7 protein-coding genes are annotated in these 13,877 nt (G+C 35.5%); all 7 read right to left on the bottom strand.

From position 1 onward, the window contains the following. Positions 1-72 precede the first annotated feature (72 nt). The 7 genes from K8089_RS13695 to K8089_RS13665 all read right to left on the bottom strand — a co-directional run bounded on the left by K8089_RS13695 (position 73) and on the right by K8089_RS13665 (position 13,403). Entirely contained in the window at positions 73-3,642 is a 3,570-nt protein-coding gene (locus K8089_RS13695; protein WP_237603864.1) for a T9SS type A sorting domain-containing protein, read from the bottom strand. A gap of 494 nt (positions 3,643-4,136) precedes the next feature. Further along, positions 4,137-6,164, bottom strand: a complete 2,028-nt coding sequence (locus K8089_RS13690) for a DUF3857 domain-containing protein (protein WP_237603863.1) — start codon at positions 6,162-6,164, stop codon at positions 4,137-4,139. After that, positions 6,130-7,959 (bottom strand): transglutaminase-like domain-containing protein, encoded by a 1,830-nt coding sequence (locus K8089_RS13685; protein ID WP_237603862.1) that lies wholly within the window; start codon positions 7,957-7,959, stop codon positions 6,130-6,132. Before K8089_RS13685 ends, K8089_RS13690 begins: the two co-directional genes overlap by 35 nt. A 326-nt stretch (positions 7,960-8,285) precedes the next feature. Continuing rightward, positions 8,286-10,052, bottom strand: coding sequence for an adenylate/guanylate cyclase domain-containing protein (locus K8089_RS13680; protein WP_237603861.1), 1,767 nt, complete (start codon positions 10,050-10,052; stop codon positions 8,286-8,288). A gap of 10 nt (positions 10,053-10,062) precedes the next feature. Continuing rightward, entirely contained in the window at positions 10,063-10,560 is a 498-nt protein-coding gene (locus K8089_RS13675) for a hypothetical protein (protein WP_237603860.1), read from the bottom strand. A 707-nt stretch (positions 10,561-11,267) separates the two neighbouring features. Next, complete coding sequence (locus tag K8089_RS13670) at positions 11,268-11,897, bottom strand: hypothetical protein (RefSeq protein ID WP_237603859.1); 630 nt, start codon at positions 11,895-11,897, stop codon at positions 11,268-11,270. Between the two features lie 645 nt (positions 11,898-12,542). Next, positions 12,543-13,403, bottom strand: coding sequence for an alpha/beta fold hydrolase (locus tag K8089_RS13665; protein WP_237603858.1), 861 nt, complete (start codon positions 13,401-13,403; stop codon positions 12,543-12,545). Between the last annotated feature and the right edge of the window lie 474 nt (positions 13,404-13,877).

The following is a 13,877-nucleotide window of genomic DNA, read 5'->3' as shown; positions in this document are numbered from 1 at the left end:
CCCATAAGCTAGCTTATGGCTACACCTCCACCAAATGCTGGGCTCGCAACATGAAGGGTTATGTGTTACTTTTTAATTCTTTATAAACTTTTTAACGGATTTTTGTCCTTCGGCCACTATTTCTAAAAAGTACAGACCATTTGATAAGTTGGAAACATCTAAACTGTAGGCGGTATTAGAAACTTTTTTGGTGCGAAGTAGCCTTCCATTAATGTCTGTAATTGCAATTTTATCAATCAACGCCTTTGAAGCTATATTTACAACGTTTTTTACAGGGTTTGGATATACGGTTATTAAATTCACAGGGAATTCATCTACGCTTAACGGCTCCATAATTTCGGTATGGACGGTGTTTGTGATGATGGCTGGATTAAAATCAAAATAGATATTGGCAAGGCCGCTTATTACATCTCCTATTTCCACATTGGTTTTTGGTTTAATCTTAAAGGCAATAAACCCATGCGAACCTTCTTCATCTGAAGTGCTATCGGGCAAATTGATGTTGTTAAACACAAAGTTTACATTGCTCCCTTCTGTAATTTCTACTGTGGCGGAATGGCTTAAACTTTCTAACTGCATGGTAGTCCAATCTAATTTTTCGTCTAAAACAGTCGTTACATTTACATTTATGGCACTTGCGGTACCTGTATTTTGAAATCTGATTAGGTAGTTGAGGTAGTTGGTTGCTTCATCAATAAAAATTTCTTCACCTTGTAACACCATCATATCATTAGGATCATAAGAGCCAACAACTATTTCTTCAAAGCGCAATACATTGTCTGCTTCTGTTATATCGCCAGGGATGGGGTTTACCGTGACCGTAGTAACCAACACATCGTCAATATTGGTTGTTGGGGGCGGAAACACATTGAATTCTATATCGATGGTTTTTACTTCAAACGGATTTAAATCTTCAAAATTGAAAGTTAAGGCGTTTGCCGTTTGAGAACTCAAGGGGGCTGTAGCGCTCAAAAAGTTTAATTTTGAACCATCAAATTCAAAAATTACGGAACCTGATAATTGTGTTGTGCCCACGTTTTTATAAACTAATCTATAAGAGGTATTAAAACCGGGTCTGGGGGCATTAAACATAGGGTACGCACTAATATTTAAATCGTTAATAGCAGCGGTAGGTTCAATGCAAAAGTTTGCTACATCAACATTTCCAAAACCCGTAAAGTCTGATTGAAAAACTGCAGGATTTGCTTGATAATAGTTTGGTAACTGCGAAGTGATTTGGGTATTAACAACGCCATCTTCGGTAGTAAACAAACTGAACGTTCCATTTTCTTGCGTAAAGGTTGCTTGGGTTGTTGTGCTACCTTCAGCAATAATCATTAAGCCACTAAGCAATTCGTCATCGGGTGTACAACCATCGGCAAGTAGATCGAGACGCACAGTACCTGTAATTTGGTTTACTAATGTTGTTTGGTTATTGCCATACCAGATAATTTGGTTGTTGACATTATTTATAGAAACAAGGTCTATGGCATTATCTTGGTTTATATGCGCCTTGATTAAATCAAATTCAAAACCGCCGGGTGTGGTGGTAATAATTTGTTGTGTATTACTGAAATCGCCTAGACCATCTGTGTTTTCGTACCACGCAATTATTCCGGTACCTGTACCTTGATACGAAGACGAAACTACATCTACATCGCCATCATTATCTACATCGAACACGCTTAAATCTTTTGGGTTTGAAACAATAGTTGTTATTAGCTGAATAGCACCAAAAGTGCCCAAGCCATCGGTATTTTCTGCCCATCCAACGTAATCTGTTGTTGAATTTGTACCCGTATATACAATATCGTTATCACCATCGCCATCTATATCGGTGATTTTGGTTGAAACAGCTTCCCAATTATAATCCTCAATAATTTGTCGTGGACCAAATGTGCCTTGCCCGTCTAAGTTTATAAAGTATAACAAGCCATAGCTTGAGGCTGCAGCGATATCAATAGTTCCATCGCCATTCAAATCTCCAAGATCAATAGATTCTATGTAAAAATTATTAATGGATTCAATCTGTTGTAAAGGCGCGAAATTTCCTTGTCCATCAACATTTTCGTACCATACGATTTTACCGCGAGCGATACAGATTATATCTATGTCGCCATCATTATCAATATCAGAAACATAGGTTTTATTCACGCTATACAAGTCATTTTCTATTACTATAGGTTCGCTAAAAGTTGCGTTTCCATCTGTATTTTTAAACCATACAACATCATCATCTAACGACGATGTTGCTATAACATCCATATCGCCATCTCCGTCTAAATCTGCCGCAACTACGGAAGAAGCTCCATTTACAGTTTCTGAAATTATTCTTTGCGAATCGTGGAATTCTCCTTGAGTGTCCTTGTTTTCGTACCACGCAATTTTATCGTCCCAATGCGATGCCGAAAGCAAGTCTAAGTCGCCATCACCATCTAAATCTGCAGCAGAAACAACCTTACCCCCATTTATATGTTTTGTTATTGTATAAGCCGAAAAATTGCCTTGGCCATCCGTATTATTATACCATTTAATATTATTGTCTCCATCTGTAACCGCAACAATGTCTGGATTGTTATCATCATTTATATCAGCAATTTCCAGACTACGCATAGCGCCAAGAAAAGAATCTATAATGATTTCACTACTGAAATTTCCTGCACCGTCTAAGTTTTCGAACCAAGTAATTTCACCAGTACCATTTGCCGCCGAAATAACGTCTAAGTCGCCATCACTGTCCATATCAAACAGGCGTACTTGAAAAGCTCCAGCCGCATTATTAGATAAAACCTGTTCTGTGCCGAAGCTGCCGAGACCATCGAGATTTTCGTACCATACAATTTTTTCATCCCCAGCCAATGCTGCAGCAACGTCTATATCCCCATCGCCATCTAGATCGCCAGCATACACCGAAGTAACATTTGAAACATCATTGGATATTACCAATCTATTGCCAAAGGGACCCCCATTTGGATTTTTATACCAAGATACACCTTGGGAACCTCCTTGGATAGACCAAGATGAGACCACATCAACTGCTCCATCGCCATCTATATCGGCTAAATGAAAATTCGGAATACTGGATACATTGCTTTCTATGTTAAAGCTGCTAACAAATGTTCCTAAACCATCTGTGTTTAGGGTATATTTTAGCGTACCATCCAACCGTGAAGACCAAACAATATCTAAATCAGAATCGCCATCAATGTCAACTGTTTTTATAAACTCAACTTCTGTGGCGGGAATAACCTGTTTTTCTACAAAATTTGCATTGCCATCGGTATTTTCATACCAAATAATATGATTTCCAGATAGGGATGCTGCTAAGACATCTAAATCTCCATCGCCGTCTAAATCGGCAGCATGAACACCCCAAGGATTTGCGATGGTGGAAGAAATAAGGTGTTTTATATAATCGGTACCTATACCGTTTACATTCTCGAACCATACAAGTCTATCACCATTATAGGATGATGAGAGGATATCTATATCGCCATCGCCATCTAAATCGGCGGGAAAAGCACCGCGGGGTTGTTGTACATTTAGGGAAAAATCAATCACAATATTTTCTGTAAACCCAATTTGGGCCGTAGCGCCCAAAACGCTAACTATTGAAATTATTAAAAGAAGTATTGATCGCATAGCTTTGTTTAATTTTCGCAAAAGTAATGTATAAGAATGTAGAATGAATAATATATAAGAATGTTTAATGAAGAATGTTTAATGAAGAATGTTTAATGAAGAATGTATAATGTATAATGAATATTGAGCATTGAAAATTGAACTCTAAACTCTGAGGATTGAGTATTGAATATTGAGCATTGAACATTGAAAATTAAAATTGAACTCCACCCCTTCCGTCCGCCGGGAGATGTGCGTAGTAATTAATTGAAATTTTGCGCCGGCGGCCACCTTCCCCTCTATTAACTTAGCTACTTTAATTCATATTTTTTCTAAGGGGAAGGAGCTTTCGTGATGTGGATATTGTATTTTAAACCATTTAAATTGCGCCTCTAAATGGTTTGTTTAGTATTGAGTATTGAACATTGAGTATTGAATATTGAGCATTGAACATTGAGCATTGAAAATTGAGTATTGAGCATTGAACATTGAACATTGAGCATTGAAAATTCAAATCAGCTCTTTTTTAATTTAATGATCAAGCGTTTTCCTTTTGTATTTTTTACGTGGTCATTTAGCACCTTCAATTCTTTGAGCTTTTCCTTGGGGATTAAATTCTTTAAAATTGTATAATTAGACTGCAATATAAGTTGATTCTCCTTACTCTGTTTTGCTTCAAAAATATATTCACCCAAATCATTTTTAAAAGCTACACTTCCATTTTCAAGGCCTAAAACTTCTATATTACTGGGGAAGTTTAGATAAAATGTAAAATAGTCTGAGTAATTATAGTCAAGATAATAATTTAATTCGGGCGCGTCTTCACTGTTTTCTAACTGAAAATGTTGAATTAATTTATCTAAGGAAACACTTACCAGACTATCATTTATAAATGTAATAGCATTGTTTAATGTACCCTCGGCGCTCATGAGATAAACAAAGGGTTTATAGCCTTTTTGAAGTCTGCTTGTCACCGTATCAATCTGTAAGCTGTTATCGCTACCTTCAAATTCTGATAGCGCATTGTAGAAATTGCTAGCGTCTTCATCCTGGCTTAACATATTAAAAAAGCTTCTCATTTCGGTTGACAATCCACCAGAAACTTCCAACCTATACCTAAAAGTGGTTTTCTTTTCTTGAGTATCTACATCGCTAGAAATCATCTGATTTATATAATTGTAATTTGAATCCATTCCCGGTAAATTAATTGTTGCAATTGCTACCGAATCAACCCGCGCCAATTGTAAATCTCCGTCAATAAAACTGTCTTTTTTCTTCTTTTTGTCGGTTGCTTTTGGTTTTACTAAGACGGCCTTTGTACTGTATAAAGATGTGGGGATTTCATCTATTAAATACATATAAGACTCTTCATGGGGATATAAAAACTGCAGGGTGCCTTTTTCATTTACATAAGCAAAGAATACGTGGTCAAACTCACCTTTTCTAATATAATCGGTATCAATGGTACCAGATTGTTTACTTCTGCCAAATACGGCCCAATAGTCTATTTCCAAATCTTCCAATAGTTGCCTATAAAACCTGCGGATACTAACGGGATCAAATCTTTCTTCCTTTAAGAAATACCCGGTAGACTTTATAAATTCATCTACTAGCACTGGCGACATTTTGAAATTGGCGACCACTTCATTGTGCAATAACTGCAATTGATGGTATTTAGTGCTATCCTTGGCGGTTCCAATTACCCTGCGTTTCCACCTTTTGTAATACGATGAATTTTCTTTGTCTAACGCCATTGGTTGGGTTAAAAAATTAAACTCTTCGTTGTAAACATCGCGCCATGATCTTAGTTCACTATCCTTTTTTTCTAAGGAATAATACAAATAGGGTTTTTCACAAGGCAAACAACTATGCTCATTTTCTACCAGTCCTTTTACGTTATCCATAGAAAACTGTAAATATACTATGGTGTCATTGGCAATAATATCTGGCTTTGGAAAATGGTTATAGCCTTTGTAACGCACCGTGAGGTCTGGAGCGGTTTTTATAGTGTACTGCGAATTTACACTTGGTAAATTAGAGTATAAATTTACATAGCTCGTTAAATTAGATTGTTCTAAACGCTCATAGTAAACGTAGTTTGTTTCAATAGTATCGCCCGGTTCTACTGCCGGAATGGGATAATTTATAACTCCAAATTTTTCACGTTGGGAATTTCGCCGAAAAACCAAACTGGAATCCAGTTCAACGATAGATCCATTGGCCTTAAGGGTTCTTATTTTAAAGCTTTCTATATTATTGCTCTCAAACTCATCCAGAATTAAAAAAGCATACTTCTCAACCCCCGCTGGCGTGTTTACCACCAATTTATTATTTATTGAAATATGTTTTCTATAGCTTCCCCAGTATTTTTCGTAGGTAACATCTCTATAGGAATGCGTGTAATAGGCGTCTGCATTTTTACAAATTGTTAAAAATGGGTCTTCTGTTGTTTCGTTAACAGTAGCTTTAAAACTGAAAAAGAGCCCGCCTATAATTATAATGGCAAGGCTAGCTCTTTTGGATTTTGAGAACAATTGGTGCATTGATTATTTTTTTAAATGATTCCAATATTTCATTTGTTTTACTAATATTTTCCTTGTCTATAAAAATATGATCAAAAATAAAATCGTAAGAGATTTCAATTTCTAAGTTAGACAGTGCTCTTTGGGTTACGTTTAACGATATCCCCTCCCCTTCAAATGTATGTTCAATAGGGTTAAAGGTTTCAACGGGCTGGTCTAATTTTATATTTACAAGTACTTTTTTGTTATAGGGATTGTGTAAATAAGTGCCGTCAATTAATGTTTCCCTACGCTCTGTTTCTATAAGCCTTGGTAAAAAATCAATGAATAAATACTTGTTTGTGTCGTCATTAAAAGTTTTCCCATTGATAGCAATATTCCCTTGTAGATGGAGCTTATTGGCTTGGTTTAGTATTGTTAAATCTGAGATTAATTGATTGCCAAAAATTTCATCGTAAAAAGTCTCTGCATAATTAGCAAACTCCTTTTCTCCTTCACTTTTAAGGATGCGGCGTAAATAATTACTTGAGAGTCCGTTATAATCTACATTAAACGTTCCTTTAATATTCATATCATTGGAATCTATTTTTAAATCCAAGGCGTAGAATATTTCATTTTGTTGCGGACTGAATCCCTTCACTTTGTAAAATGAACCTCCTTTAGAGCTAACAATTAAAACAGTGCGATCTTGTAAACTTTGTACAGGCGTTCCTGCCACATGGATAGGGTCTGTAGGGTCTAGTAATACGGTTTCGTCATTTATATAGGCAATGGCAATAACGTGATTGGCCGAGCTTAAGGATGGAAAATCGCAATCGCTAATATGGTCGAAAGTAGCAGCTAAAGCAATATGGCTATCAATACCTTTGTATTTTAGTGCTTCCGATAATAAATTTGAAAGGTCTTTGCAATCGCCTTGTTTGTTTAGGTAAACTTCATTGACATGCGAAGGGATAAAAGCGCCCATACCAATTTCAATTGCAACATATTTAAAATTACTTTTTACGTAATTATAAATAATGTTCACTATCTGTGAGGGGTCCGTAGTATTAGCCGTTAACGCATCAATTTTCTCTTTTACCGAAACACTTAAACCTTGCTTTGGCGCTACTTGCTTAAAATACCAATCGTTCATATAGTTAATCGGTTGGTTGTTATAGGAACTCGGCATAACAAGGGTTCGCATAAATGGAACTTTCATATTCTTATATATTCCAAAAAACTGCAGTGGATCTGGTTCTACTTTTTTTGGGGCCACTTTAATATTCCACATAGAACCAGTGTTGGTACTAATTGAGTCTATCGCAAAAAATGACAAGGAATCTTGGTATATTGTATTGTGGGTGAATTTAAATTCTAACGGAACGTTTATTTCATAATTTAAGGTGTCTATTTGGTCATAGGAAAAGAATTGTAAACTTGAGAAATACATCAATTCCTTACAGGAAATTAAATATGTTAGCTTCACCTCTATATCTGCCGGAATCTCAACAATTTTAATCTTCTTGCTAGTTATGTAATCTAGTTTAGCAGCTTCCTCATACATATTTTTTACAGACAGCTCTTTTAGGCGCCTTCCCTTTTGTTCAAAAAGCTGCACATTGGTAAGTTGTTCTAATTCTGTGTCGTAGATTATTGGATAAAGCCGCGGTACATCACTTTTCTTAAATACAATTGCAATTTCTTTTACAAAAGAAGAGTCCGCTTGAATTTCGATTCTTTCCAGCTTCGATTTTAGTTGGAAATCCTGTGCAAATCCAATAAAATTGAAAAAAGCAAAAAACAATAAAATCAATGCGTTACTAAAACTCTTCATAAAAAGACTTGGGTGCTAAAGGGAGATAAATTAATCTACTGCAATATATACTTTCAATTGTATTTTTTAAAAATATTGAAAGAAAATTGCGGATTTTGTTTGAATTTTTTATTGTGAGGTCGGAAGCGTTTTATGTTGTTATATGTAATTCTTGCTAAGGGTTGTACTGGGCTTTTTTCAGCTATCAGTTTATTCTAATAGCTTCATCGCTTTTTTAAATTGCTCCCATTTCAATTCATTTCCGTCAATGGAGTAGCTATCCGATTTTTTGAAGATAGCGGTAATACCGCCAACAAATGACCCAAAGACGCCACCCCAAATTATTTTTATTTTGTCTCCACAAAGTACATTTTCATTTCTCCTTTGCCTTTTGCAAGTATTCGTCCACGGCTTTTAAAGAGGAAGGAGGGCTCATCTTTCAGCAATTTATAGGTTGAATGACTAATATTTATTTTTTCTGGCTTGCCGTTGCTTTCCATTCTGGCCGCCGTATTCACAGTGTCTCCAAATAAATCATAAGCAAATTTGGTTTTACCAACAACGCCCGCTACAACTGGGCCTGAATGAATACCCACCCTCATATTCCATTGAATATCATTGGTTAAATTTCTTGCAATAAGAAAATCGATCATTTTTTGAGCAGCTTGTACGCATCTTTGCGCGTGATGTTCATTTTCTTCTGGTAATCCACAGGCAGCCATATAAGCATCGCCTATGGTTTCAATTTTCTCTATTTGATATTCGTCCATAATATCATCAAATCGACCAAATATATGATTTAGCTCTTCAATTAATTTGGTTGCGGAAATGGTAGCAACCAATGCCGTAAATCCTTGAAAATCTGTGAAAAGAATTGATACATTATCATACTTTTTACTTGTTGCTTTTCCTGTATTTTTTAGTTCTTTCGCCACTTTTTTAGGAAGGATATTCAACAGTAATTTTTCCGATTTCTTCTTTTCTTTGGAAATTGTTCGGTAATTATAGAATAAGGTGAGTAATAATAAAGAGGTAAATCCAATAATGATAAGTTGATTTCTTTTTTGCTGATTCAGAAGATCTACTTCCACCTGCTTCTGTGATACTTCATAAGCGGTACGTAAATCTGCCATCTTCGCAACGCCTTCCAAATTTGTTACACTATCTCGGTAGGCAATATGCTTTTTATATAAGGCATAAGAGGCAGGTATATTTTTATGCTGTTCGTAAAGTTCAGAAAGTTTAAGACTGGATTCGCTTATTTGCTTTTTTAAACCGTATTTTAGCGCTAAATTATAACTGCGTTGTGCGTAGGTGAGCGCAGTGGCGCTATTTTTCTGCTTCATATATATATCAGACATATATGTAAGGTATTCGGAAATAGCATAGTAATCTTCCAACTCTTCCAAAACTGCAATAGCGTCATTAATATATGTTTTGGCGAGTGAATCTTTACCCTGTTCGGCATAAACCATCCCTACGTTTCCTAGGTTATAGGCCGTTCCAATTTTATAATTTGCTTTTTTAAAGATGAGACCGGATTCTTCAAAATATTGCAGCGCCAAAGCGTACTTTTCACTGTTAAAATATTCGTCCCCGGCATTTAATAAGGTAGTGGCTAAAGCAATTGAATCGTTTGTTTTTCTCAATATTTGAATTGCCTTGGCGTAATAAATTTCAGCATTTTTTGAATTGCCAATCTCTGAGTAGGTGTCGGCTATAGCAGTATAAGTACTGCCTTCGCCTTCAAGATAATTAGCTTTAATGGATGCTTGGGTACTTTTGAAAAAGGCGTTTAAAGCCGCATTTAAATCACCCGCAAGTCTATGCGAATTGCCCTTCTGAATATATCCTCTATGAAGGTATAAATAGTTGTCTTCTTGCTTAGCTAAGTTGATAAGTTCCTCGGCATATCCAATGGCCGCATCCAGATTATGTATCTCGTTAAAAGATAAGTTCCGAAGCAGTTCCAATTTTTCTATACCTTTAAGTTCGTCTTCTTGATAAATGATTAATAGACTATCTGCCTTTTTTTGATCTTGAGCAGAGACTATAGTTAAAACGAAACACAATAAGCCAATTGCAAAATAATATGCTTTTCTATTTAAAAACATATAGTGGATATCAAGAATTGATTTTAAGTTTTGGATCTATGGTGTACTTACGGGTCACTCCATTGTGCGAAATAGTAAATTTGATAATATAGACGTAGCTTTGGTTCACTTGCGAATTGTCTTTGATGGTGGCTTTAACCTTTCCATCAGATGCAGCATTTAAATCCTCTTTATCGAAAAAATTCGGACTCCCCCCTGTTGGTACGTGATGTACACTTATAAGTTTGGCCTCATATCCAGGATCTGCTGTATTGTGAAGTCGTTGCGGAAGCGTCCATTGCATTGTATGATTTTTAAATACAAGAAGTTCAAAATCCTTGTGACTCTTCCAATTATTTTCTAAAACACCAGAAATAGTTTCGCTATGTTGATTACTCCTTAGGGAAGTGCGGTTATCAATTTGATCTTCGGTTGGACGTTCCCCAAGTTCAAAAAGTTGTTTGGTTTTTACATATATCTCTACGCGCCTATTCTTTTCTAATGCGCCTTCTTCATTGTTTGTATTCATAATTAAATATTTAAATTGGTTATATAATTAAAGAGGAACTAGTTCTGAATTGAACAGAACAAATGAAGTTTATATGAAAAGAGATGAGGAAATAATTAGAAAGGTAAGCTTTATTAAAATTCTAAACAAATTTGGATTGATGTTTCTATTTGGTTATCAATGCCTTATACACTTTCACTTATGAAGTTGTGTTTTGGGTTGATGAAATGGTTTTCCGGTTTTGTGAAACCAGTAGTTATAGGGCTTAAATTATTGTTTTCTGGATAAGCACTCACGGTAGTAATTACACAAGGGATTGATTGCAGTGGAATCTGCTGACTTGCGTGTAGTGAACTGGTGAAGCAAATTGCGGTTAGCATCTATAAAAAAGCAGCGAGTCTGGTATCTTTAAAGTTCACTAAAAGTATTCTGGGAATAGACGGAATCGTGGCCAGCGGTATCAACTGCGAGCTTGGCAATCTGCGCCGTTTCGAATTTCGAACAAGCTCGAACAAAGTTTTTTATAAAAACGCAGTAGCAGGGCTGGAATTTGAGCCTTTTTTACACTTCTAAAAATTAAACAAATGTTGGTGATTTTAGGTTGGTATTTCAACTGGCACCGCTTGTAATTTGTTGCGTTTGGTAATATCGACTTGCAAGGTTCTAAAGCTGAATGTATTCTTGATATTTGTAGGTTGCCACACGTCTGCTGGGTTGCTGTTGGTATTTCAATCGGTTACTAATCGGAATTCCTTATTGTTTTGCGAATCGTCAAATCCAATTATGCCGTAATCCATATCGTAATAAACTTTATCGACTTGGGAGTCTGTATATAATGTAAAGTAGTTGTTGGTAGAAATTATTTTTACCTTGTTGTATGTTTTGTTATTTATTACCATTTGCGTTAAACCTTCAAAGGGCTCAAATTCCGTGAATCCTCCCCCAGTACAAGACTGTCCAGAATAAGTTGGTATCAATAATTTTACATATAAGCCTTTATATGGAGATTTATTGATGTTAATAGAAATGCTTTCGCAATATCCCTCTGGTTTATCCGGTATTTCTATGCTCATCAGGTCAATTTCTATCCACAAATTATCGTAATAATAGCTGTCGCCACGAGGTTGCCCAAAGCCAATTCCGCTTTCAAATTCTTTTTTTAAAGAGTAGTATAATGGTTTAATTTTTACTTCGTCATTTTCGGCATTTTTAAAAACAAATATTTTACCAATATCTCGATATTCTTCTGGAATGGATTGGTAATCTAAATTGCTGAAATTGTAATAAGGCCCAGAATCAGACGGCTGACAAGAAGCTAGAAGCAAAAATAGTATCGATAAAATAACAGGCCGTTTCATAAATTTGGTTTTTATGGCAATGACAACTTTTGGATAAATATGTTGAATGCTTTACCTACTAAGATAGTAAATAATCCAGAACCGCGAGAAAACGCTGCGGGCCGTCAGATAATTTGTGGGGTTTAATATTAATTATGAGTTGTGAGCGAATTAATGGTTGTTGTTCGTTTTGTAGGGTGTGTTTTTATAACTTTTGTCTTTTCTTTTATAAAATTGGATTTTTCATTGAAGTTTTACCGTTCGATGGTTTTCCTGTTTTATGACAATAATTTTCAGGAAAATTGACATTGCCATATTCCTTCCAAATTCTCCAAGATTCTTTAGTCATTGGTTGATTTGGATTGAATTTTATTTTTTTTCCCGACCTAATACAAAACCCGTGGGTTTGAAACCTTTAATTTATTGTTCCACACAACATATACTATCTCTGTAAACACCTATATTATATGGCCTCCCTACGGGACTGGGCAAGACGGGGGTTTATTTTTCTACCGATGTTATATGCCTAACGGCATCGTGAGTCATTGGGATGGAATATTGGTAAATAAGAGTTATAAATGAAGTTGATTTTTAATTGGGAGAATTTGCTTTAAAAGGAAGAGTGGGCTGTTTACAATCCAAAAGACGTTTGTTACAATTTTTATGTCACTTAGTATTTTTTTTTAGAAATGATAGAACCGTTGTATTGTAATTTGAAACATTGTCCTCGTGCATTATATGTGATGCTTCCGGAATTATTTTTAATTCGGAATTTGGGATTAATTTATTAAGTTCAACGAGCAAATCTTGCCATAATTTTGGACTGTTCTCACCTGAAATCAAAAATGTTGGAAGTGTAATATTTCGTATTTTGTTTTTATCCAAGGGTAAAAAACCTGAACCAAGTAGTTCTGCTTTAAAAAGATTGGATCGTGCTTGTTCAAGCCTTGATTTTGATAAATTAAGAAATGCCTTAACTCCTAATGTCGTTTTTCCGAAAATATCCAACGCTTTATCCATATCATTTTGTTTAAACGCCTTAGTTGTGGGTGCGATACCTTTTGCTCCGAATTTAATGATACCTAGAGCCAATTGTGGTTTTGAAAACAGAAGTGTAAGTATTTCCTTCGGCTTAGGAGTATTGCTAACATATAAAGCAACAGCAGGAGGTTCTGCTAAAGTTAGAGTGCGAATTAATTGAGGTTTTTTTATAGCAAGTAGAATACAAAGTAGCGCACCATACGAATGGGCGACAAGATGAATTGGCTGATTCTCAATAAATTTGAGGAATTCTTCTAAATCTGCTACGTGTTTTGCCATAGAATAGTCCTCATTATCCTGGATTTGTTCATTTGGCCAATGATGCCGTCTGCTGTATGCTATAGTATGAAAATATTTGCCAAAGTATTCCAACTGTTTGTCCCAAGTTCGGTAATCGCTTGCAGAACCGTGAACAAATACAAGACTGTCTCCTTTGCCATTTTCAACATAGTTGAAGTTGTAGTTGTTTAAATTTACTTGTAACATAGTTGAAATTGTTTTTGATTAATAATTCAACATTTTCAGTATTAACGAGATTTTTTTCGTAAGCCGTATAAAATGGAGCTATAAAATTACAATCACCCGTCCCCTACGCTCGTACCGCGTTGTTATTATTTTAAAATTTAATACATGTCAATCCCCAAGCAAACTAAGTTCTGCGCATGGGGCTATATAATAAGGGAAGTAAAGCCAGTGCTTCCTTTCAAATATAATAATAATGCGAAAACTTTTAACCTATTTCGTTTTAAAGATGGAAGAAATAAACAGGATATGTAAAAAAACATTGGGGTCCCACACAACACGGACTATCACTGTGAACACCTATATTTATATGGCGTCCCTACGGGACTGGACAAGGTCGGGATTTATTTTTCTACCGATATTTTATGCCTAACGGCATAGTGCGTCATTGGGACAAAATATTGGTAAATAAGAGTTATAAATGAAGTTGATTTTTAA

The organism is Aequorivita vitellina (assembly GCF_022008365.1).
Classification (GTDB): Bacteria; Bacteroidota; Bacteroidia; order Flavobacteriales; family Flavobacteriaceae; genus Aequorivita; species Aequorivita vitellina.
Note: the sequence above shows the minus strand (reverse complement) of the source record. Positions and strands in the feature narration are given on the sequence as shown.